The following is a 22,789-nucleotide window of genomic DNA, read 5'->3' on the forward strand; positions in this document are numbered from 1 at the left end:
CCCGATGGCGGGGGAGGATTTATCGCGTCACCATGTTCCCACGGTCGAACAGGTCGACGCTCTGCGGCGTGATCCACCCGTAATAATAGTTCAGCTGGAACAGCACGAACAACACCGTCGCCACGACGGTCACTCGCCACGCCGTCCGCCCCGAGCGAAACTCGTGCGGCGCGCTTTCGGCTTGGCCGGGGACGAGTTCGCCCCCGGCTTCACGCGTCGTGCGGACGCCGAACGGCAGGACCAGGAACACCGAGAACGACCAGAACAGGACGTAGATCGCGAGGGCCGAGGTCCAACGCACGGCCTCAGCCCTCGATCAGCAGGACGTCGACGATCGGCTGCTTGCCGGTCCAGCGCTTGGCTACCTTGCGCACCGCGAGGCGGATCTGCTCGCGCATCTTCTCGCTATCGCGCTTACCGCCGCGCACCGTGACGGCCGCCGCCTGGACTGCATCAGCAATGAACGCCGCGCGGTCTTCCTCGACCGGCACGCCCTGCACGCGGACCTGCGGCTGGCCGACCATCCGACCGTCCTTGCCGAGCGCCGCCGCGACCGAGATCTGGCCGTTGATCGCCAGCTTCCGCCGCTCGCTCAGCGTCGCGCCGTCCGCCGGCAAGATCACGTCGCCGTCGAGCACCAGGCGCCCGACCGTCGCATTACCGATCTTCGCCGGGCCCTTGGGCGCCAGGCGGATGATGTCGCCATTGCTCTGGACGATCGCGCGAGGAATGCCCTGTTCGAGGCCGAAGCGCGCATGCTCCATCATATGGCGCATCTCACCGTGCGTCGGCACCAGCACGTCAGGCCGCAGCCAGTCGTACATCTGCGCGAGTTCCGGCTGACCCGGGTGACCCGAGACATGGACGTGCGCCTGGCGCTCGGTCACCATGCGGATGCCCTTGGCCGCCAGCGTGTTCTGGATGCGCCCGATCTGGACCTCATTGCCCGGGATCTGCTTCGACGAGAAGATCACCGTGTCGTCGGCGTCGAGCGTGATCGTGTGGCTGCCATTGGCGACGCGCGCCAATGCCGCGCGCTCCTCGCCCTGGCCGCCGGTGGCGATGATCAGCACCTTGTTCTTGGGCAGGCGCATCGCTTCGTCGGGGCTGATCGTGTCGGGGAAATCCTTCAAATAGCCCGTCGCGCGCGCAACCTTGATGATCCGGTCGAGCGAGCGTCCGGTCACGCACAACTTGCGCCCGGTTTCCTTCGCGACTTCGCCAAACGTGTGCAGACGTGCCGCATTCGACGCGAAGCTGGTGATCATCACCCGGCCCTTGGCCTTGCTGACCTCCTCGAACAGTCCCTTGCGGACCGTGCTCTCGCTGCCCGATGCAGTGGTATTGAAGATGTTGGTCGAATCGCAAACGAGAACGTCGACGCCCTTGTCGCCGATCGCCATGAAGCCCTCGGGCTTGGTCGGGTTGCCGATCACCGGGTTGGCATCGAGCTTCCAGTCGCCGGTGTGGAACACGCGACCATAAGGCGTGTCGATGAGCAGCGCGTTCGCCTCGGGGATCGAATGCGACATCTCGACAAAGGTGAAGCCAAACGGCCCGAGCTGGAAGTTGCCGCCCATCGGGATCATCTTGAGCTTTACGCGGTTGGCGATGCCCTCTTCCTCGAGCTTGCCGCGGATCAGCCCCATCGTAAACGGGGTCGCGTAGATCGGTACGCCAAGGTCTTCGGCGAGATACGGCAGCGAGCCGATATGATCCTCATGCCCGTGCGTGATGACGATGCCGAGAAGGTCATCGATCCGGTCCTCGATAAAGGACAGGTCGGGCAGGATCACGTCGACGCCGGGATATTGCGGATCGGCAAAGGTAATGCCGAGATCCACCATCACCCACTTGCCCTGGCAGCCGTACAGGTTGACGTTCATGCCGATTTCGCCGGAGCCGCCTAGGCCACAGAAAAGCAGTTCGTTCTTCGGAGTCATTGATTACTTTCAGGATTACACAGGAATATGGCCCTCAGGCCGGTGGCGCGAGCCAAATGGCCCTAGATATGGTGACGGTCCCACATCATCGCCAGCCCCTGGATCGTCAGGTCGGCTTCGATGACGTCGAACACGTCGGTCTGTTTCTCGAATAACGTGGCAAGGCCGCCGGTCGCGACGACCTTCACGGGGCGGCCGATCTCGCGCTTCATGCGCGCGACCAGCCCCTCGATCATCGCGACATAGCCCCAATAGATGCCGATATGCATCTGCGACACGGTGTTGAGCCCGATGACGCTGATATCGGTCGGCGCCTCGATCGCGATCCGCGGCAGCTTGGCAGCCGCGGTGACGAGCGCGTCGAGCGACAGGTTGATGCCCGGCGCGATGATCCCGCCCTTGTACGCGCCGCTATAGTCGACGACGTCAAACGTGGTCGCGGTGCCGAAATCGATGACGATCAGGTCGCCGGGGTGCAGCGCATGCGCCGCGATCGTGTTGACCGCGCGGTCGGCACCGAGCGACGCCGGCTCGTCGACGTCGATCGCGATCCCCCATTCGACCGGGGCATGTCCCGCGATCAACGCCTCGGTGCCGAAATATTTGGACGCGAGCACCTGGAGATTGTGTAGCGCGCGCGGGACGACGGTGGCGACGATTACGCCCTTGACTGCGGTGCGATCATGCCCGCCGAGCTGCATCAGCTGGCTCAGCCACACCGCATATTCGTCCGCCGTCCGCCGCGGGTCCGTCGCGATCCGCCAGCGCGCGACGATTTCGCCGCTCTCGACGAGCGCGAATACGACATTGGTATTGCCGGCATCGATCGCGAGCAGCATCAGCGGGGCCTCAAAGCAAGAAGACGTCGGCAGCGTGAATGACACGCCGCTCACCAGACGCCAAGCGGAGGATGAGCGCGCCATCGGTATCGAGCCCGACGAACAGGCCATCGATGCCGCTCCCGTCGGGCAGGCGGGCGGTCAGCGCGGTGCCGGCAGGATGCGCGCAGTCGACCCAGCGCTCCCGCACCGGCGCAATGCCTTCGGTGCGCCAGCGACCGATCCACCGCGCGACGCTGTCGGCGAGAATATCGAGGAACATCGCCGGATCGACGTCCACGCCATGCGCCGCGAGGTCGGTCGTCGCGCGGTCGGCAAGATCGGGATGATGCGCGATATTGACGCCATAGCCGACGATCACCGCATCATCCGCGCGTTCGAGCAGGATGCCCGACAGCTTGGCGTCCGCGAGCAACAGGTCGTTCGGCCACTTGAGGACCAGCGTGGCACTCGCGTCGGTCGTGCCCTGGCAGATCCCCGCAACCAGGAAAGTCGACACGGTCTCCTGAAGCGCAACCGCGGCGACCAGCGCAAGGCTGGCGGCCGGCGGGTCGGTCGGGCGCAAGCGGACGAGCGTGCTCGCGTACAGGTTACCCTCAGGCGACTGCCACTCGCGGCCGAGACGCCCCCGCCCCCCAGTCTGCCGGATCGCACGCAGCCAAAGACCATCCTCGGCCCCGCCCCGTGCAAGCTCCAGCAGGTCCGCGTTAGTCGATCCTGTCTCCGCGACGGTTCGGATGATGCTCAGAACAGCGCCCGTGCGGCCGCCATCGTCCACGCGCCAAGCACGGGGATGAGGAGGTAACCGGCCGGCGAGACGAACACGGCGGCGACGGCGACAAGGCCGCCCTCGACCTTGCTCTCCATCGGCGCGAACGCCGGAGCCGGATCGTCGAAGTACATCGTCTTGACGACGCGCAGGTAATAATAGGCGCCGATCACCGAGGCGGCGATGCCGACAACTGCCAGCGGGAACAGACCGGCGTCGACCGCCGCGCTGAACACCGCGAACTTCGCGTAGAAGCCGAACAGCGGCGGGATGCCAGCCAGGCTGAACATGAAGATCGCGAGCGCCGCTGCGAGCGCGGGCTTTGTTCGTGACATGCCCGCGAGGCTGTCGATCGTCTCGATCGGCTGGCCATCGTCGCCGCGCATCTGCACTACGACCAGGAACGAGCCCAGCGTCATAGCGACATAGATCGTCAGGTACATCAGCACGCCCGACACGCCCTCCGGCGTCCCCGCCGCAAGCCCGACCAGCGCGAAGCCGACATTGTTGATCGACGAGTAAGCGAGCAGCCGTTTGATGTTGGTCTGGCCGATCGCGGCCACCGCACCCAGGACGATCGACGCGAGCGCCGCGAAGATCACGATCTGGCGCCACTGGTCGGTCGCCGGGCCCATCGCATCGACCGCTACCCGCACCGCCATTGCAAGCGCCGCGACCTTGGGGGCCGAGGCGAAGAACGCGGTAACGGGCGTCGGTGCGCCCTCGTACACGTCAGGCGTCCACATGTGGAACGGTACCGCACTGATTTTGAACGCGAGCCCTGCGAACACGAACACCAGACCGAACAGCAAGCCCAACGACTTGGTGCCGGCATAGGCATCGGCGATGCCCGAGAACAACGTCGTACCGCTGAACCCGTAGACCAGCGAGATGCCGTACAGCAGGATGCCGCTGGCAAGCGCGCCGAGCACGAAGTATTTAAGGCCCGCTTCCGCCGACCGTCCGTCGCGCCGCATGAAGCTGGCGAGGACATAGGCGGCAAGGCTCTGTAGCTCGAGACCGACATAGAGAGTCAGCATGTCGCTGGCCGAAACCATGATGCCCATGCCGCAGGCCGACAACAGGATCAGCACCGGATATTCCGGGCGCAGATCGTCGCCGTGCGAGCGCGCGAAGAAGCTCGGCGCCATGATGATCGCCACCGCCGAGGCGATGTAGATCAGCACCTTAGCGAACGCCCCGAAGGCGTCGGCACGGTACAGGCCGTCGAACGCATAGCCGCCCGACGACGCCGGACCGACCAGCGCGATCCCTGCGCCCACCAGGACGAACACGGATGCGATCGACACGGCGCGCGTGGACTTGTCCCCGCCCCAAGCCGAAACGAGCATCAGCGCGATCGCCCCCAGCGCGAGCACCAGTTCGGGCAACGTCATTGCAATATTAGCGGCGTAGTTCATCAGTGTGCCTCCCCGTGCGCGGCGTCATGCACGGTGGCGGGCTTCCCCGCAGTTGGGTTCGAATCGCTGGCGGGCTTGGCGCGGTCGACGCGGGCGACCAGCACGCTGACGTCCTTGCGCATCGGTGCCAGGAAGCTCTCCGGATACACACCCATCCACAGCACGACGGCCGCGATCGGGGCGAGCAACCAGAATTCGCGTGCCGACAGATCGACCATCTCGCGAACCTCGTCCGACTTGATCTCGCCGAACACCACGCGACGGTACAGATACAGCATATACGCAGCACCAAGGATGATGCTGGTCGTGCAGAGCAAAGCGGTCCAGGTCGAGACCTGATACGTGCCCATCAGCGACAGGAACTCGGCGACGAAGCCGCTCGTGCCCGGCAGCCCGATCGACGCCATCGTGAAGAACAGGAACAGGATCGCATAGCGCGGCATGTTGATCGCGAGGCCACCATAGCGCGAGATCTCGCGGGTATGGAGCTGGTCGTAGATCACGCCGACGCACAGGAACAACGCACCCGATACCAGCCCGTGGCTGAGCATCATGATCATCGCGCCCTCGATACCCTGCCGGTTGAACGCGAAGAGGCCGATCGTGACGATCGCCATATGCGCGACCGACGAATAGGCGATCAGCTTCTTCATGTCCGACTGCACGAGCGCGACGAGCGACGTGTAGATCACCGCGACCGCCGACAGGCCAAATATCAGCCAGGTCAGCTGGCCCGACGCTTCGGGAAACATCGGCAGCAGGAAGCGCAGGAAGCCGTATCCGCCGAGCTTCAGCAGCACGCCCGCCAGGATAACCGACCCTGCGGTCGGCGCCTGGACGTGCGCGTCGGGCAACCAGGTATGAACCGGCCACATCGGCATCTTGACCGCGAACGACGCGAAGAACGCCAGCCACAGCCAGGTCTGCACATGCGCCGGGAAGTCGTAGTTCATCAGCGCCGGGATGCTCGTCGTGCCCGCGGTCTTCGCCATGTAGAGCATGGCAATGAACATCAGGACCGAGCCGAGCAGCGTGTACAGGAAGAACTTGTACGACGCGTAGATCCGGTTCGCGCCACCCCAGATGCCGATGATCAGGTACATTGGGATCAGGCCGGCTTCGAAGAACACGTAGAACAGGAACAGGTCCTGTGCCGCGAACGTGCCGATCATCAACACTTCGGTGAACAGGAACGCGGCCATGTACTCGGGGACCCGCGTCGTGATCGAGCGCCAGCTGGCACCGATGCAGATCGGCATCAGGAACACGCTGAGCATGATCAGCATCAGCGCGAAGCCGTCGATGCCGAGCGACCAGCCGAACGGGCCGAAGATGCCGGGGGCATGCTCGACGAACTGCCACTGCGCGCCGCCGATATCGTAGTTCATCCACAGCATGATGCCGAGAACGAAGTCGACAAGCGTCGCCGCCAGCGCGAGCATCCGTGCCATGTTCGCCGAAACGAACAGGCACGCGACCGCTGCGATCATCGGGACCGCGATCAGGACGGAGAGGATAGGAAAGCCGGTCATTACAGTCCGATCGCCCAGGTTACGGCTGCGGTCAGGCCGATCAGCATGACGAAAGCATAGGTGTAGAGGTATCCCGTCTGGAAGCGGTTGGCGACGCGCGCGCCGATCTGGACGACCCAGGCCGAGCCGTCGGGCCCGAACCGGTTGATCGTCTTCTCGTCGCCACGGTGCCACAGGAAGCGGCCGATCGCGAACGCCGGACGGACGAAGATCAGGTCGTACAGCTCGTCGAAATACCACTTATGCAGCAGGAAGTCGTAGAGCACGCCGAACTGTTCGACGACCTTGGCCGGGAACGTCGGTGCCTTGATATAGGCGTACCACGCGGTCAGCAGGCCGAGCAGCATGGTGATCGTCGCCGACAGCTTGATGAGCAACGGCACGCCGTGCATCTCGTGCATGAGATGTTCGCGGAACGCGAGCGCGCCTTTCCAGAACTCTTCGCCCGAACTGGGCTCGATGAAGTAGCCGTGGAACACGAAGCCAGCCAGCACCGCACCGATCGACAGAACGATCAGCGGGATCAGCATCGGCAGCGGGCTCTCGTGGGGGTGATACCCGCCGTCACCCTCGGCAACCGCATGCGCGGCGTCGTGATGATCGTGCGGCGCATGCCCTGCGTCCTCGGCCTTGGCCGGGTTCGCGTGATGGTCGTCCGCATGATGCGCGTCGTGCGCATGGTCGTCATGGCCGTGAGCATCGTGAAGCGCATGCTGGATATGCTCCGACGCGGCCCAGCGCGGCTTGCCCCAGAAGGTCAGGAACATCACGCGCCACGAATAGAAGCTGGTCAGCAGCGCGACGAGCACACCGACGAACCACACGCCCGGCTGACCCGCAGCCCAGCTCGCTTCGATGATCGCATCCTTCGAATGGAAGCCGGCAAAGCCGATCGCGGTGTTGCCGAAGATGCCGGGGATGCCGACGCCGGTGATCGCGAGCGTACCCGCCATCATGCCCCAGAACGTTACCGGGATCTTCTTACGCAGCCCGCCATAATAGCGCATGTCCTGCTCGTGGTGCATCGCATGGATGACCGAGCCGGCGCCGAGGAAGAGCAGCGCCTTGAAGAACGCGTGCGTGAACAGGTGGAACATCGCCGCGCCGTATGCGCCCACACCGGCTGCGAAGAACATGTAGCCGAGCTGCGAACAGGTCGAATACGCGATCACGCGTTTGATGTCGGTCTGGACGAGGCCGCAGGTCGCCGCGAACAGGCAGGTCGCGGCACCGACCGAGGTGACCACGGTCAGCGCGACCGGGCTCATCTCGAACATCGGCGACAGGCGGCAGACCATGAAGACGCCGGCGGTGACCATCGTCGCCGCGTGGATCAACGCCGACACCGGCGTCGGGCCTTCCATCGCGTCCGGCAGCCAGGTGTGCAGGCCGAGCTGCGCCGACTTGCCCATCGCGCCGACGAACAGCAGCAGGCAGAGCACCGTCATCGTGTCGAAGCGGTAGCCGAGGAAGCCGAGCGTCGCGCCGGCCATGCCGGGTGCGGCCGCGAGGATCTCGGGGATCGAGACCGTGCCGAACACCAGGAACGTGCCGAAGATACCAAGCATGAAGCCCAGATCGCCGACGCGGTTGACGACGAACGCCTTGATCGCGGCGGCACTGGCGGACGGCTTGCGGAACCAGAACCCGATCAGGAGGTAGGATGCCAGACCCACGCCTTCCCAGCCGAAGAACATCTGTACCAGGTTGTTCGCGGTCACGAGCATCAGCATCGCGAAGGTGAAGAGCGACAGATACGCGAAGAACCGCGGCTGGTCGGGATCCTCGTCCATATAGCCCCAGCTATACAGATGGACGAGCGCCGACACCGAGGTGACGACCACGAGCATCACCGCGGTCAGCGCATCGACCCGCAGCGACCACGCGACGTTCATGTCGCCCGAATGGATGAAGTCGAGCAGCGGCGCGACGGTCGCGGTGCTCGTGCCCGAGAGGAAACCGATGAAGATCGGCCAGGACAACGCGCACGAACCGAACAATGCGGCCGTGGTGACGAGTTTCGCCGGCACGTTGCCGATCGCGCGATTGCCGAACCCGGCAATGATCGCGGCCAGTAACGGCAGGAAGACGATAAGCTGGATCAACCGTATTACCCCTTCATCCGGTTGACGTCGTCGACCGCGATGGTGCCGCGACCGCGGAAATAGATGACGAGAATGGCGAGGCCGATCGCGGCTTCACCCGCGGCGACCGTCAGCACGAACATCGCGAACACCTGTCCGACCAGATCGTGGAGGAACGCCGAGAACGCGACGAGATTGATGTTCACCGCCAGCAGGATCAGCTCGATCGCCATCAGGATGACGATGAGGTTCTTGCGGTTCAGGAAGATGCCGAGCACCCCCATCGTGAACAGGATCGCCGCGACGACCAGATAATGGACGAGACCGATCGTCACAGTTCGACTCCTACTTCGTCATGCCGGGCTTGTTCCGGCATCCACCGGTCCGCAAGCTCAGCAGCCGATGGATCAAGCGCAACAGTGGCCCCCGGAACAAGTCCGGGGTGACGGAGGGAAGCGATCATATCTCGACGCCCCCGCCAACGGTTGGCTGGGCGTTGCGCGTGGCATCCTGCGGACGCCGCGCGTTCTGGCGGCTGATGTTCTGCGCCTTGACGCCGCCACGCTGACGGTGAGTCAGCACGATCGCACCGATCATCGCAACGAGCAGAACAAGCCCTGCCCCCTCGAACACGAACAGATAGCGCGTGTAGAGCAGGTTCCCGATCGCCTGGATGTTGGGCACGGCGTCGTCAATCGGCGCCGCACGACGTGCCAGCTGGATTGGCCCGGTGCTCCAGGCCCCGATCGCGATCATGACCTCGGCGGCCAGCGCCACGGCGAGCGCGAGACCGATCCCGAAATAGCGGGCAACGCCGGCGCGCATCTCGGTGAAATCGATGTCGAGCATCATGACGACGAACAGGAACAGCACCGCGACCGCACCGACATACACGATGACGAGCAGCATCGCGATGAACTCGGCACCGACCAGGATCATCAGGCCCGCCGCGTTGAAGAACGCGAGGATCAGCCACATCACCGAATGGACCGGGTTGCGCGACGCGATCGTCAGCGCACCGCTGAGGACCACAACGAACGCGAAGAGGTAAAAGGCTAGGGCCTGGATCACAGCATCACCGTCACCGCAGCGAAAGCTGGGGTCTTTGCGTTGGTGGGCGCGCCCGCGTGGCACGAGATCCCAGCCTGGGCTGGGACGACGGAGGTAATCTGTATCATCGTCCGGCGCGCTTAACGGTACGGCGCATCGGCGGCAAGGTTCGCCGCGATCGCGCTTTCCCAACGGTCGCCATTATCGAGCAATTTCGACTTGTCGTAGATCAGCTCTTCGCGCGTCTCGGTCGAAAATTCATAGTTCGGCCCCTCGACGATCGCATCGACCGGGCACGCCTCGGCGCACAGGCCGCAGAAGATGCACTTGGTCATGTCGATGTCGTAGCGCGTCGTCCGGCGCGAACCGTCGTCGCGTGGCTCGGCCTCGATCGTGATCGCCTGGGCGGGGCAAACCGCCTCGCACAGCTTGCACGCGATGCACCGCTCTTCGCCATTGGGATAGCGACGCAGCGCATGCTCGCCCCGGAACCGCGGCGACACCGGGTTGCGCTCGTACGGATAGTTGATCGTCGCTTTCTCCTTGAAGAAATAGCGAAGCGTCAACGCGTGCGCCTTCACGAATTCCCACAGGGTAAACGACTTGATGATCTGAGCGACGCTCATGAACCCACTCCAACACGCATCAGCATCAACACGCCCGACACGAGGAAAACCCAGAACAGCGAGACGGGCAGGAAAATCTTCCAGCCGAGCCGCATCAGCTGATCGTAGCGATAGCGCGGCACGGTCGCCTTCACCCAGCTGAATAGGAAGAAGAAGAACAGGATCTTGGCGAACAGCCAGATGATCCCCGGCACGTAATAGAGCGGCGCCCAGTCGACCGGGGGCAGCCAGCCGCCCCAGAACAACGTCGCGTTGAGCGCGCACATCAGCAGCACGTTGGCGTATTCGCCGAGCCAGAACAGCGCGAACGACATCGACGAATATTCGGTCTGATACCCGGCGACGAGCTCGCTCTCCGCCTCGGTCAGATCGAACGGTGCGCGCTGCGTTTCGGCCAGTGACGAGATGAAGAACATCACCGCCATCGGGAACATCAGCGGATTCAGGATATACCCGTTAAAGAACCAGACGTGCGACTTCTGCGCCATCACGATCGCCGAAAGGTTGAAGCTGCCAGTCCACAGCACGACCGAGATCAGGATGAAGCCGATCGCGACTTCATACGACACCATCTGCGCGGCGGCACGAAGCGCCGAGTAGAACGGATATTTCGAGTTCGACGCCCAGCCCGACAGGATGATCCCGTATACGCCAAGCGACGACGCCGCGAGCACGTAGAGCAGCCCGACATTGATGTCCGCGAGGACGACGCCGACGCCAAACGGCACCACCGCCCACACGATCAGCGCGACCGTGAAGGTGATGATCGGTGCCAGCAGGAACAGGGTACGGTTGGCGGCTGCAGGAACGATCGTCTCCTGCAGGAACACCTTCAGACCGTCGGCAAAGCTCTGCAGCAGGCCGAACGGACCGACGACATTGGGGCCGCGACGCAGCGCCATCGCCGCCCAGATCTTACGATCGGCATAGATGATCATCGCGACCGCCAGCATCAGCGGCAGGGCGATCACGAGGATGTCGATGATCGTCGCGACGAAATACGCCCAGTTATAGCCGAGCGAGGATTCGAACCAGGAGATCATTCGGCCGCCTCCGCAAAGTCTTCCCCGTGGAGAAGTTCAGCCGAGCAGCGCTGCATCGTCGGCGATGCGCGGCAGATCGCGTTGGTCAGGTAGAAGTCCTTGATCGGATAGCCGGCGAGAACGCCCTGCCCTTCACCGTCGAGCGACGGCACGGACCAGTCGAACGTCGCCAGCGCCTGATGACGCAGCGCAGGAACGGCCGTGTACATCTCTTCACGAAGCCCCTCGAAACTGTCGAACGGCAGCGTGTGGCCGAGCGTGTCGGACAGCGCGCGGAAGATCGACCAGTCGTCGCGCGCATCGCCGGGGGCGAACACCGCACGCTCGCCGCGCTGAACGCGACCTTCGAGATTGACCCACGTCCCCGACTTCTCGGCATAGGTGACACCCGGCAGGATGACGTCGGCAGCCGCGGCACCCTTGTCGCCGTGATGCCCCACGAACACCTTGAAGCCCGCGAACTGACTGAAATCCACCTCGTCCGCGCCGAGGAAGAAGCCGAGCTTCGCCCCCATCACGTCGGCGATCCCGCCCGTCTGTGCATAGCCGAGCATCAGCCCGCCCATCCGCGAGGCCGCCATGTGAACGACATTGAAGCCGTTCCAATCCGCCTTCACGAGACCCAGCGTGTCGACGAGCTTCAGTGCAGCCGCATGGCCACCCTTCAGCGCGCCGCCACCGACGATCACCATCGGGCGCTCCGCTTTCGCGAAAGCCTCAGTCACCGCCTCGGGCAGCTTACCGAGCAGCGCCAAATCGTCGCCGAGCCACTCGGCCTTGTACGTCAGGTCCGTCTCCGGCCCGATCGCGAAGACCTTCGCGCCCCTCTTGATCGCCTTGCGCACCCGCGTGTTCACCAGCGGCGCTTCCCAGCGCAGGTTGGTGCCCACCAGCAGGATCGCGTCGGCACGTTCGGTGCCGGCGATCGTCGTGTTGAAATTCACCGCGGCGATGCTCGACGTGTCATAGGCCATGCCGGTCTGGCGGCCTTCGAGCATCGTCGAGCCCATCTTCGCGAGCAGCGCCTTCGCGGCATACATCGTCTCGCAATCGACGAGATCGCCGGCAACCGCAGCGACGCTGGCGCCAGCGTCCACCGCCTTGATCGCCGCAAAAGCCTCATCCCACGTCGCGGGGACGAGCTTGCCGTTCACGCGGACATAGGGCTTGTCGAGACGACGGCGCACGAGACCGTCGATCGCGTGGCGCGTCTTGTCGGTCGCCCACTCCTCGTTCACGTCCTCGTTGATCCGCGGCACGCAACGCAGCACCTGGCGACCACGGCTGTCGAGCCGGATGTTGGTGCCGACCGCGTCCATCACGTCGATCGTCAGAGTCTTGCGCAACTCCCAAGGCCGAGCCTCGAACGCGTACGGCTTCGACGTCAGCGCACCCACCGGGCACAGATCGACGACGTTGCCGCTCAGCTCGCTCTTGACCGCATTTTCGAGATACGAGGTGATCTGCATGTCCTCGCCGCGGAAGATCGCACCGATCTCCTCGACGCCGGACACTTCCTCGGCGAACCGGATGCAGCGCGTGCACTGGATGCAGCGGGTCATCACCGTCTTCACGATCGGACCCATATATTTCTCGGTGACCGCGCGCTTGTTCTCGTCATAGCGCGAATGGCCGCGGCCATAGGCGACCGACTGGTCCTGAAGATCGCACTCGCCGCCCTGATCGCAGATCGGGCAATCGAGCGGATGGTTGATCAGCAGGAACTCCATGATGCCCTCGCGGGCATTCTTGACCATCGGCGAGTTGGTGAAGATCTCCTGCTTGTCCGCCGCCGGCAGTGCGCACGACGCCTGCGGCTTGGGCGGACCAGGCTTCACCTCGACCAGGCACATCCGGCAATTGCCGGCGATGCTCAGGCGCTCATGATAACAGAAACGCGGGATCTCCTTGCCGGCAAGCTCGCACGCCTGCAGCACGGTGGCACCCTGCGGCACCTCGATCTCTACGCCATCGACTTTGACTAAGGGCATTACTCTGCGGCTTCCATCATCGGCGCGGTGTCGCCACCACGCTCACGGATACGGCGTTCCATCTCGGGGCGGAAATGCTTGATCAGTCCCTGGATCGGCCACGCTGCGGCGTCGCCGAGCGCGCAGATCGAGTGACCCTCGACCTGCTTGGTGACCTGCTGGAGCATGTCGATCTCGGACAGTTCGGCGTCGCCGGTCCGCATCCGCTCCATCACGCGCCACATCCAGCCGGTGCCCTCGCGGCACGGCGTGCACTGGCCGCAGCTCTCATGCTTGTAGAAATACGAGATGCGGCTGATCGCGCGGACGATGTCGGTCGACTTGTCCATGACGATGATCGCCGCGGTGCCGAGGCCCGAGCCGACCGCCTTCAGGCCGTCGAAATCCATCGCGCAGTCCATGATCTGCGCGGCGGGCACCAGCGGCACGGACGAGCCGCCCGGGATCACCGCGAGCAGATTGTCCCAGCCGCCACGAATGCCACCGCAATGCGTCTCGATCAGGTCGCGGAACGAGATGCTCATCTCTTCCTCGACGACGCACGGCTTGTTAACATGGCCGCTGATCTGGAACAGCTTCGTACCGCGGTTGTTCTCCGCGCCGAAGCTGGAGAACCACGCCGCACCACGCCGCAGGATCGTCGGCGCGACGGCGATCGACTCCACGTTGTTGACCGTCGTCGGGCAGCCATAGAGCCCGGCACCTGCCGGGAATGGCGGCTTCAGCCGCGGCTGGCCCTTCTTCCCCTCGAGGCTTTCGAGCATCGCGGTCTCTTCGCCGCAGATATACGCGCCGGCACCCCGGTGCACGAACACGTCGAAGTCGTAACCCGACCCGCACGCATTCTTGCCGATGAAGCCGCGATCATACGCCTCGGCGACCGCTGCGAAGAGCGTCTCGGCCTCCCGGATATATTCGCCGCGAATGTAGATATACGCGGCGCGCGCGCGCATCGCGAACCCGGCGATTAGCGCACCCTCGATCAGCTTGTGCGGATCGTGGCGGATGATCTCGCGATCCTTGCAGCTGCCAGGCTCGGATTCATCGGCGTTGATGACGAGGAAGTTCGGCCGGTCGGGCTTCGGCTCCTTGGGCATGAACGACCATTTCGTGCCGGTCGGGAACCCTGCCCCGCCGCGGCCACGCAGACCCGACGCCTTCATCACGTCGATGATCGCGTCCTGGCCTAGCGCCATCAGGTCCTTGGTATTGTCCCAATCGCCGCGCATGATCGCTGCGTCGACATTCCACGGCTGGAAACCGTAGAGATTGGTGAAGATGCGGTCCTTGTCGGCGAGCATCAGGCCCACTCCCCCCGGTAATCGTGGTTCGCGTCGACCATCGCCTTCAGCGAAGTCGGGCCGCCTTCGGGGCAGCTCGCACGCCGACCGAATTGCGGACCCGGTGTCGGGTGCCCGCCATTGGCCAGCGCCTCGAGGATCTCGGTCGTCTTGTCGTAATCGAGATCTTCGAAATTATCATCGTTGATCTGAACCATCGGCGCATTCGCGCACGTGCCGAGGCACTCGACCTCAGTCAGCGTGAACATGCCGTCCGGCGTCGTACCGCCCTTGACCAGACCGCGGTTCTTGCACGCCGCCAGAACGTCGTCCGACCCGCGCAGCATGCACGGCGTCGTGCCGCAGACCTGCACATGGAAGCGACCGACCGGCGCCAGATTGAACATCGTGTAGAAGGTCACGACCTCGTACACGCGCATATACGGCACACCGATCGCCCGCGCGACGAACTCGATCACCGGCACCGGCAACCAGCCCTGCGTCTGCGTTTCCGCACCGACCTGGCGCTGGGCGAGGTCAAGGAACGGGATCGACGCCGACTGTTCGCGACCCTTCGGGTAGCGACCGAGGATTTCGTTCGCCTTCACCTGGTTTTCGTCCGTCCACGCGAACGAGCCCCAGCGTGCGCGGGTCTCGGCCTCGTCGGGAATTTTCGGAGCTTCAGCCATTAGCGGTCACACTCACCAAAAACGATATCCATCGCGCCGAGGATCGCGGTCGTATCCGCCAGCATGTGGCCCTTCGCCATGAAGTCGAATGCCTGCAGATGTGAGAACGCGGTCGGCCGGATCTTGCAGCGATACGGCTTGTTGCTGCCGTCAGCGACCAGATACACGCCGAACTCGCCCTTGGGGCTCTCGGTCGCGACATAGACATCGCCGGCGGGCACATGGAAGCCCTCGGTGTAAAGCTTGAAGTGATGGATCAGCGCTTCCATCGACTGCTTCATCTCGGCACGCTTGGGCGGCACGACCTTGCGATCGAGCGACGCGATCGGCCCTTCCGGCATCTCGCGCAGGCACTGCTTCATGATCCGCGCGGACTGACGCACTTCCTCGACGCGCACCATGAACCGGTCATAGCAATCGCCGCGCGTGCCGACCGGCACCTCGAAGTCCATCTTGGCGTACACATCGTAGGGCTGCGACTTGCGCAGATCCCAGGCGATGCCTGAACCACGGATCATCGGGCCGGAGAAGCCCCATTTGATCGCGTCGTCACGGCTCACGACCGCGATGTCGACGTTGCGCTGCTTGAAGATGCGGTTGTCCGCGACCAGCGAGATCGCGTCCTCGAACAGCCGCGGCAGGCGCGTGTCGAGCCAGTCGCCGATATCGGCGAGCAGCTTGAGCGGCGCATCCTGGTGCACGCCACCGGGACGGAAATAGTTGGAATGCATGCGCGCGCCAGATACGCGCTCGAAGAAGTTCATGCAGTCTTCGCGGATCTCGAACAGCCACAGGTTGGGCGTCATCGCGCCGACGTCCATGACGTGGCTGCCGAGGTTCAACATGTGGTTCGAGATGCGCGTCAGCTCGGCGAAGAACACCCGCAAATACTGCGCGCGCTCCGGCACTTCGAGGTCGAGTAGCTTCTCGACCGCCAAGACCCAGCTATGCTCCATACACAGCGGCGAGCAGTAATCGAGGCGATCGAAATACGGCAGCGCCTGCGTGTACGTCTTGTACTCGATCAGCTTCTCGGTGCCGCGGTGAAGCAGCCCGACATGCGGATCGACCCGCTCGACGATCTCGCCATCGAGCTCCATGACAAGGCGCAACACACCGTGCGCCGCGGGATGCTGCGGACCGAAATTGATCGTGTAGTTCTGGATCGTGACGTCGCCGGTCGTCGGATCGGCAGCGTCGGCTTCACCGAGAAGCTCTTCGACATACAGACTCACTGGTTCTGTCCTCCGCCCTTGGTCGGAATGACATCCGACTCCACGGGCTTGTCCCGCTTTTGGTTGCCCGGATCGGGCTCGCCAGCACCGCTTTGCCCGGTGTGCTGAACGTCCTTCTTGGCATAGGGCTCGCTGGGCGCGGTCGGCACCTTGGTCGGCGTCTGTGCAGCGTCCGCTTTGGCGATCGCGTCGGCCGACAACGGCGTCTGTGCGCCCTTCGCCTGCGGCAACGCACCCTTCTCGTCACCCGGCAGAACATACTCCGCGCCCTCCCAGGGGGACATGAAGTCGAACGTGCGGAAATCCTGTGCCAGCTGCACCGGCTCGTACACGACGCGCTTCGCCTCTTCCGAATAGCGCAGCTCGACAAAGCCCGTCAGCGGGAAGTCCTTGCGCTGCGGATGGCCGCGAAAGCCGTAATCGGTCAGGATGCGACGCAGGTCCGGGTTACCGCTGAACAGCACGCCGTACATGTCATATACTTCGCGCTCGAGCCAACCCGCGACCGGCCAGATGCCCGTCACCGACGGCACCGGCTTTTCCTCGTCGGTCGCGACGTTCACACGCAACCGGTGATTCCGCGTCAGCGACAGCATGCAATAGACCACCTCGAACCGCTCTGTGCGATCCGGATAATCCACGCCGGCGATCTCCATGAGCTGCTGATAGGCAAGCCCGGGCGTATCGCGCAGCGCGATCATCGCATCATACAGATCCTCGCGGCGAACGTGCAACGCGACCTCGCCGACATGGTCGACCGCGTCGAGCAGCATGCCGCCAAGCGCAGCGCGTGCCGCGTCGATCACACCGTCGTTCGACGCATAAGCTGGTGCGGGTGCCCTCACCGTTCGATGCTCCCGGACCGCCGGATCTTACGCTGCAACTGCATGATGCCGTAGAGCAACGCTTCCGCGGTCGGCGGGCAACCGGGGACATAGATATCCACCGGCACGATCCGATCACAGCCACGCACGACGCTGTAGCTATAATGATAATAGCCGCCGCCGTTCGCGCACGATCCCATCGAGATCACGTATTTCGGCTCCGACATCTGGTCGTAGACCTTGCGCAGTGCCGGTGCCATCTTGTTGCACAGCGTCCCCGCGACGATCATCACGTCCGACTGGCGCGGGCTGGCGCGCGGTGCGGCGCCGAACCGCTCGAGATCGTAGCGCGGCATGTTGACGTGGATCATCTCGACCGCGCAGCAGGCGAGCCCGAACGTCATCCACCACAGCGAGCCGGTACGGGCCCACTGAAACAATTCCTCGGTCGAGGTGACCAGAAAACCCTTGTCGGTCAGTTCACCGTTGAGGCCGTCGAAAAACCCCTGGTCGGGCGGCACGATGGCGCCACCGCCGGCGGGTGCCAGCAAACCATTTTGGGGCGTGAGCTCTACTCCCAATCGAGTGCTCCCTTCTTCCATGCATAGGCGAGGCCGAGGGCCAGTTCGCCGATAAAGACCATCATCGAAATCCACGCGGTCCAGCCGAGCGTGAAGACCGAGACGGCCCAGGGATACAGGAACGCCGCCTCGAGATCGAAGATGATGAAGAGGATGGCGATCAGGTAGAAGCGCACGTCGAACTGGCTGCGCGGATCTTCGAATGCGGGAAAGCCGCACTCATATTCGCTGAGCTTTTCAGGCGTGGGCTTATGCGATCCGGTCAGCCGCGAGACGGCCATCGGCAGGAACACGAACGTGCTCGACAACGCGATGGCGATCCCGAGGAACAGGAGGATCGGAAGATAGTGCGACAGGTCGACCAAATTGCTTCTCGCAAGTGCGAACGGAACGGGGCCGCTTTAGGCCGATGGGGGGTGATGGGCAAGGCGTGGAGGGTGTGAGAATCACTCGCAAGTGGAGGGACTGGGTTAGTGGAAACATGCGTTACCCGGCGTGCCTGCTTGCTACCGCCAACGCTTGCTGAATGGGCACAACGCACCGTCACCACGAAGTAGTACCTGGAGCCCCGACGCCAGCAGCCAGCCGTCGGAGAGAATACGCAACGGGTGTCGAAATGAGTTAGGCGCGGCGGAATGGGGCAGATCGTGCCCGATCTCACAATCCTCCCCCGCCAGGGGGAGATGTCGCCAACGACGACGGACGGGGCGGACACGGAACAGACGTTGGCTAGTTACGCCCTCTGTCAGGTGAACGCCTGTCCACCTTGCGGGGGAAGATACGAGGACGCTCTATTCCCCGTCATCCTGACGAAAGTCAGGATCCAGAGCCAACAGGGTTACCGTCTGAAACCCTAGACCCTGACTTTCGTCAGGATGACGGAGGAAGCGTTCCGATCCGCCCTGGATACCACCGTCACGATCGTCAGGCGTTAGCGCAGCGCGCCGGCGACCAGCTTATGCAGCCGCGAGTGCAGCGCATCGTTCGCCGCAAGGAACTCGTTGCGCTCCATGGCCCGATCACCACCACGGAAGTCGGTGACGAAACCGCCGGCTTCCTTCACCAGCAGCATCCCCGCTGCAACATCCCAAGGCTTCAGGTTCGATTCCCAGAACCCGTCGAACCGGCCAGCAGCCAGCCAGGCCAGATCGAGCGCTGCCGCGCCAAGCCGCCGGATCCCCGCAACCTCAGGCGCGACCGCGCCGAAGATCCGGCTCCACTGCGCAAAGTCGCCATGCCCGAGGAACGGGATCCCCGTGGCGATCAGCGATTCGGACAGGTCGCGACGCGACGACACGCGAAGACGCTGGTCGGTGAGCCACGCGCCCCGGCCCTTCTCGGCCCAGAAGCTCTCGTCGGTCAGCGGCTGATAGACGAGCGCGGTCGTCACCTCGCGCTTGCCGTTCGGCAGCGGCTCCTCGACTGCGATCGAGATGCAGAAATGCGGGATGCCGTGCAGGAAGTTCGACGTGCCATCCAAGGGATCTACGATGAAGCGTGGCTTGTTCGGATCACCCTCGACCTCGCCGCGCTCCTCCATCAGCATGCCCCAGTCGGGACGCGCGTGGCTCAACTCTTCGAAGATCGTCTGCTCGGCACGCTGGTCGGCTTGGCTGACGAAGTCGGCCGGACCCTTGCGGCTCACCTGGAGCTGCTGGACCTCGTTGAAGTCGCGACGCAGGCGCGGCGCGGCCTTGCGGGCAGCGCGCTCGATGACGGTCATGATGCCGGAATGGCTGGGCATTAAAAATCTCCACCTCTCCACTTGGAAGAGGGCGGGTTGGTGTTCCCAGGAAAGTGGCGCGATAACGCAGCCAGCACTCACCCTTCTTCAAATCGCGACGGTTAGTCCGCGCGTCTTACATAGGTCTGCTCGTACACGTCGACCACGATCCGCGTGCCCGCACCGATATGCGGCGGGACCATCACGCGGACGCCGTTCTCGAGCACTGCGGGCTTGTACGACGACGACGCGGTCTGGCCCTTCACGACGGCATCCGCCTCGACGATCATCGCCTCGATCGTGTCGGGCAGCTGGACCGAGATCGGCCGCTCTTCCCAGAGCTCCATCACCACGTCCATGCCGTCCTGCAGGAACGCGGCGGCGTCGCCCAGGATATCGGCATCGAGCGAGATCTGCTCGTAGTTGATCTTGTCCATGAAGGTGAGCATATCGCCTTCGCGGAACAGGAACTGGAAGTCGACGGTCTCGAGCCGCACCTTCTCGACGCTCTCGGCGGAGCGGAAACGGACGTTGTTCTTGCGGCCGTCGATGAGGTTCTTCATCTCGACCTGCATATATGCACCGCCCTTGCCGGGCTGGGTGTGCTGAATCTTGACGGCGCGCCAGATGCCGCCCTCATATTCGAGGATGTTGCCGGGACGAATCTCGACCGCGTTGATCTTCATGACCGATTCCTGCTGGAAAGAGCTAGGGGCCGTCCGCAAAGCATCGCCGTGGAGGCGTGGCTCTGCGGAAACCTGAAGCGGCGGGCTTTAGCGGGCGCGCTCGCGTCCGGCAAGCAGTGGGTACGGGTTCACATTCTCGCCCTGCCACCAGCGCTCGCCCGGCTGCATCTTGGTCAACCCGAAATGCAGGTGGTAATTGCCCGCCCCGGCATCACCGGTATCGCCGACATAGCCGAGCGTGTCGCCCGCCTTAACCGCCATACCCTCGCGGATACCGGCCGCGTACCCGGCGAGATGCGCATAATAATATGTCCACCGCCGATCGGGGGAGCGGACGTAGAGCGTGATCCCGCCAAGCCCGCTCTGGAAGAGCTTCTCGATCCGCCCAGGCGCGGCCGCGACGACCGGCGTTCCGCCCGCCGCCATAATGTCCGTCCCGTGATGGCCGCGCAGACCGCCGCCACGTGCATCGTTCCAGCTGTCCGCAATAGCCTTCCGCAAAACGCCGGCCACTGGCACGGCCAGCGCGCCGGCCGTCACAGGATCGGCAGCGACTTCGGCGAAAGGCGCTGGCTTGCGCCAAGGCACGCGCCGCTCGATGCCGCTACCGCTGCTGCCGAACGACACCATCGAGGCGAACGCGCCGACCACTACCACGATCAACCCGAGAATGATCCAGAACGTCCGCGTCATCGCCTCAGGCCTGGAAGACGGCCTTGGTCCCCGGCTTGATCATCATCGACAGCCGTGCCGCATCCCAGTTGGTCAGGCGAATGCAGCCATGGCTTTCCGCGCGCCCGATAGTCTCGGGATTCGGCGTCCCGTGAATCCCGTAATGCTCCTTCGACAGGTCCATCCACACGACGCCGACCGGACCGTTCGGCCCCGGCGGCAGCATTTCCTTCTGCTGCCCCTTCTTCGAATCCCAGAAGAGCGCCGGGTTGAAGTGGAACTTGGGGTTATAGTCGGACCCCTTGATCGTCCACGTGCCAAGCGGCAGCGGATCGTGGCTCGAGCCCATGGTCGCGGAGAACTGCGCGATCAGCTTGTCGTTGGCATCGAGCACGCGGAGCACGCCATCGGACTTGTCGACGACGATATGATCCGCCTGCGGCTGCTTCGCATCCACGTTGAGCGTGGTGAGCGTCGCGATCCAGTCGGGCTTCAGCTTCGGATCATAAGCGCGCGAGGTCGGCACCGCATCGGGCACCACGATCTTTGCGCCCGGAGTCAGCTTCGTCGTCGGCGAATTCAGCGCCACGATTACCGCCGGCGTCGTGTGGAACATCTCGCCCAACTTCTCCATGACGGTCTTGTAGCCGAGCGACGGGAGTTCGGCCTGTTTGGCGGGATCCTTCGGGAACGGATTGACGAACGGCCCCGCCAGCATCTCCGGCGTCAGCGCAACCGTTACGGTCGGCCGCGCGGCGCGGTATGGATACAGCGCCTGCAACGTCCGCGCGTCCGGTTTGCCGGTGACCGGCAACCCCTTCGACTCCTGGAATCCCTTTAGCGCAGCAACCAGCGACTGCCCGCCGCGGCCGTCGAGCACGCCCGGCCCGAAGCCGAGATGGTCGAGGATCACCTGGACGTGCAGCACGTTGCGGTCGATCGGGACGGATTTGGCTGGCGCCGCCTGCGCCAAAACGGGCGACGTGACACCCAGCAGGCAGGCCGCCAAAACCGAAGCCTTCATCGCAAATGCCGTCATGCCATTACCCCAAACCGTTACGCTACTGCATCAAACGGTCGGGACGACGGTTGTTTCCAACGACTCAACGCTTCGCAAGAACCTCGCCGAACGCCTTGATCGCCGCGACTTCGTCACCGGCCCAAACGGCGCTCGAGACGGCAATGAAGTCCGCTCCGGCCGCCACCAGCGGCAAGGCATTCTGCGGATTGATCCCGCCGATCGCGACGCACGGCATCTCGAACAGCGTTGACCACCAGGACAGGATCACCGGCTCGGCCCTATGCTCGACGGTCTTCGTGGTGGTCGGATGGAACGCGCCGAACGCGGCATAGTCGGCCCCGGCCTCGCCCGCTTCCATCGCCAGGTGGCGGCTGCCGTGACAGCTGACTCCGATCTGCGCGTTGGGCCCGAGTTGCGCCCGCGCCTCGCGCGGATCGCCATCGTCCTGCCCAAGATGGACGCCGTCCGCATCAAGCCGCTTGGCGAGCCCGATATCGTCGTTGACGATGAACGCGACGTCGCGCTCGGCACAGATCGCACGCAACGGCTCGCCGAGCGCGGCCGCGGCATGCTGGTCGATGTCCTTCACCCGGAACTGGAACGCCGCAACCGGGCCGGCGTCGAGCGCTCGTGCCAGACGTTCGGGGAAGTCGCCGCCGACGTCGAGCGGCGACACCAAATAGAGCTGGCAGGCCGGCCGGCGCATGTCGCGACGGAAATTCTCGGCGAAATTGGGATCGAGCGGGCCCAGCGGATCTTCGAATTCGGTCATATCCGCCC

At 64.0% G+C, this 22,789-nt stretch carries 23 protein-coding genes; all 23 read right to left on the bottom strand.

From position 1 onward, the window contains the following. Positions 1 to 19: 19 nt before the first annotated feature. The 23 genes from HMP09_RS04940 to thiE all read right to left on the bottom strand — a co-directional run bounded on the left by HMP09_RS04940 (position 20) and on the right by thiE (position 22,781). Positions 20 to 301 carry a DUF1467 family protein gene (locus HMP09_RS04940; RefSeq protein WP_176499449.1) on the bottom strand — a complete coding sequence of 94 codons (282 nt, stop codon included), beginning with the start codon at positions 299 to 301 and terminating at the stop codon, positions 20 to 22. A 4-nt stretch (positions 302 to 305) separates the two neighbouring features. Then, positions 306 to 1,943 carry a ribonuclease J gene (locus HMP09_RS04945; RefSeq protein WP_176499450.1) on the bottom strand — a complete coding sequence of 546 codons (1,638 nt, stop codon included), beginning with the start codon at positions 1,941 to 1,943 and terminating at the stop codon, positions 306 to 308. A 62-nt stretch (positions 1,944 to 2,005) separates the two neighbouring features. Next, positions 2,006 to 2,782: a type III pantothenate kinase gene (locus HMP09_RS04950; RefSeq protein ID WP_176499451.1), complete on the bottom strand. Its 777-nt coding sequence runs from the start codon at positions 2,780 to 2,782 to the stop codon at positions 2,006 to 2,008. 10 nt (positions 2,783 to 2,792) lie between these two features. After that, positions 2,793 to 3,524: a biotin--[acetyl-CoA-carboxylase] ligase gene (locus HMP09_RS04955; protein WP_176501581.1), complete on the bottom strand. Its 732-nt coding sequence runs from the start codon at positions 3,522 to 3,524 to the stop codon at positions 2,793 to 2,795. Between the two features lie 2 nt (positions 3,525 to 3,526). Next, complete coding sequence (gene nuoN, locus HMP09_RS04960; RefSeq protein ID WP_176499452.1) at positions 3,527 to 4,972, bottom strand: NADH-quinone oxidoreductase subunit NuoN; 1,446 nt, start codon at positions 4,970 to 4,972, stop codon at positions 3,527 to 3,529. Next, positions 4,972 to 6,504: an NADH-quinone oxidoreductase subunit M gene (locus tag HMP09_RS04965; RefSeq protein ID WP_176499453.1), complete on the bottom strand. Its 1,533-nt coding sequence runs from the start codon at positions 6,502 to 6,504 to the stop codon at positions 4,972 to 4,974. The genes nuoN and HMP09_RS04965 overlap by 1 nt, the downstream gene beginning before the upstream one ends. Next, positions 6,504 to 8,609, bottom strand: coding sequence for an NADH-quinone oxidoreductase subunit L (gene nuoL, locus HMP09_RS04970; protein WP_176499454.1), 2,106 nt, complete (start codon positions 8,607 to 8,609; stop codon positions 6,504 to 6,506). The genes HMP09_RS04965 and nuoL overlap by 1 nt, the downstream gene beginning before the upstream one ends. 5 nt (positions 8,610 to 8,614) lie before the next feature. Next, complete coding sequence (gene nuoK, locus HMP09_RS04975) at positions 8,615 to 8,872, bottom strand: NADH-quinone oxidoreductase subunit NuoK (protein WP_055878754.1); 258 nt, start codon at positions 8,870 to 8,872, stop codon at positions 8,615 to 8,617. Between the two features lie 175 nt (positions 8,873 to 9,047). Continuing rightward, entirely contained in the window at positions 9,048 to 9,659 is a 612-nt protein-coding gene (locus tag HMP09_RS04980; protein ID WP_176499455.1) for an NADH-quinone oxidoreductase subunit J, read from the bottom strand. A gap of 119 nt (positions 9,660 to 9,778) precedes the next feature. After that, complete coding sequence (gene nuoI / locus HMP09_RS04985) at positions 9,779 to 10,264, bottom strand: NADH-quinone oxidoreductase subunit NuoI (protein ID WP_176499456.1); 486 nt, start codon at positions 10,262 to 10,264, stop codon at positions 9,779 to 9,781. Beyond that, complete coding sequence (gene nuoH / locus HMP09_RS04990; protein ID WP_176499457.1) at positions 10,261 to 11,307, bottom strand: NADH-quinone oxidoreductase subunit NuoH; 1,047 nt, start codon at positions 11,305 to 11,307, stop codon at positions 10,261 to 10,263. Before nuoH ends, nuoI begins: the two co-directional genes overlap by 4 nt. Further along, entirely contained in the window at positions 11,304 to 13,298 is a 1,995-nt protein-coding gene (nuoG, locus tag HMP09_RS04995; RefSeq protein WP_176499458.1) for an NADH-quinone oxidoreductase subunit NuoG, read from the bottom strand. Before nuoG ends, nuoH begins: the two co-directional genes overlap by 4 nt. Beyond that, positions 13,298 to 14,599, bottom strand: coding sequence for an NADH-quinone oxidoreductase subunit NuoF (nuoF, locus tag HMP09_RS05000; protein WP_176499459.1), 1,302 nt, complete (start codon positions 14,597 to 14,599; stop codon positions 13,298 to 13,300). The genes nuoG and nuoF overlap by 1 nt, the downstream gene beginning before the upstream one ends. Beyond that, on the bottom strand, positions 14,599 to 15,267 hold the full coding sequence (locus HMP09_RS05005; RefSeq protein ID WP_176499460.1) for a complex I 24 kDa subunit family protein: 669 nt from the start codon (positions 15,265 to 15,267) through the stop codon (positions 14,599 to 14,601). The genes nuoF and HMP09_RS05005 overlap by 1 nt, the downstream gene beginning before the upstream one ends. After that, positions 15,267 to 16,496, bottom strand: a complete 1,230-nt coding sequence (locus tag HMP09_RS05010; RefSeq protein ID WP_443026461.1) for an NADH-quinone oxidoreductase subunit D — start codon at positions 16,494 to 16,496, stop codon at positions 15,267 to 15,269. The genes HMP09_RS05005 and HMP09_RS05010 overlap by 1 nt, the downstream gene beginning before the upstream one ends. A 2-nt stretch (positions 16,497 to 16,498) precedes the next feature. Next, positions 16,499 to 17,347, bottom strand: coding sequence for an NADH-quinone oxidoreductase subunit C (locus HMP09_RS05015; protein WP_176499462.1), 849 nt, complete (start codon positions 17,345 to 17,347; stop codon positions 16,499 to 16,501). Beyond that, positions 17,344 to 17,907 (bottom strand): NuoB/complex I 20 kDa subunit family protein, encoded by a 564-nt coding sequence (locus HMP09_RS05020; RefSeq protein ID WP_056478875.1) that lies wholly within the window; start codon positions 17,905 to 17,907, stop codon positions 17,344 to 17,346. The genes HMP09_RS05015 and HMP09_RS05020 overlap by 4 nt, the downstream gene beginning before the upstream one ends. After that, the gene (locus HMP09_RS05025) at positions 17,898 to 18,272 is read right to left on the bottom strand and encodes an NADH-quinone oxidoreductase subunit A (RefSeq protein ID WP_176499463.1); all 375 of its coding nucleotides are present in this window, start codon (positions 18,270 to 18,272) and stop codon (positions 17,898 to 17,900) included. The genes HMP09_RS05020 and HMP09_RS05025 overlap by 10 nt, the downstream gene beginning before the upstream one ends. A gap of 566 nt (positions 18,273 to 18,838) precedes the next feature. Further along, positions 18,839 to 19,651, bottom strand: a complete 813-nt coding sequence (locus HMP09_RS05030; RefSeq protein WP_176499464.1) for an inositol monophosphatase family protein — start codon at positions 19,649 to 19,651, stop codon at positions 18,839 to 18,841. Positions 19,652 to 19,752: 101 nt separating this feature from the next. Then, entirely contained in the window at positions 19,753 to 20,316 is a 564-nt protein-coding gene (gene efp, locus HMP09_RS05035) for an elongation factor P (RefSeq protein ID WP_176499465.1), read from the bottom strand. 87 nt (positions 20,317 to 20,403) lie between these two features. Then, positions 20,404 to 21,009: a M23 family metallopeptidase gene (locus HMP09_RS05040; protein ID WP_176499466.1), complete on the bottom strand. Its 606-nt coding sequence runs from the start codon at positions 21,007 to 21,009 to the stop codon at positions 20,404 to 20,406. A 4-nt stretch (positions 21,010 to 21,013) separates the two neighbouring features. Beyond that, positions 21,014 to 22,027: a L,D-transpeptidase family protein gene (locus HMP09_RS05045; RefSeq protein WP_443026444.1), complete on the bottom strand. Its 1,014-nt coding sequence runs from the start codon at positions 22,025 to 22,027 to the stop codon at positions 21,014 to 21,016. A gap of 64 nt (positions 22,028 to 22,091) precedes the next feature. Continuing rightward, positions 22,092 to 22,781, bottom strand: a complete 690-nt coding sequence (gene thiE, locus HMP09_RS05050) for a thiamine phosphate synthase (protein ID WP_176499467.1) — start codon at positions 22,779 to 22,781, stop codon at positions 22,092 to 22,094. Positions 22,782 to 22,789 lie beyond the last annotated feature (8 nt).

The sequence above is a fragment of the Sphingomonas sp. HMP9 genome, from assembly GCF_013374115.1.
GTDB lineage: Bacteria > Pseudomonadota > Alphaproteobacteria > Sphingomonadales > Sphingomonadaceae > Sphingomonas.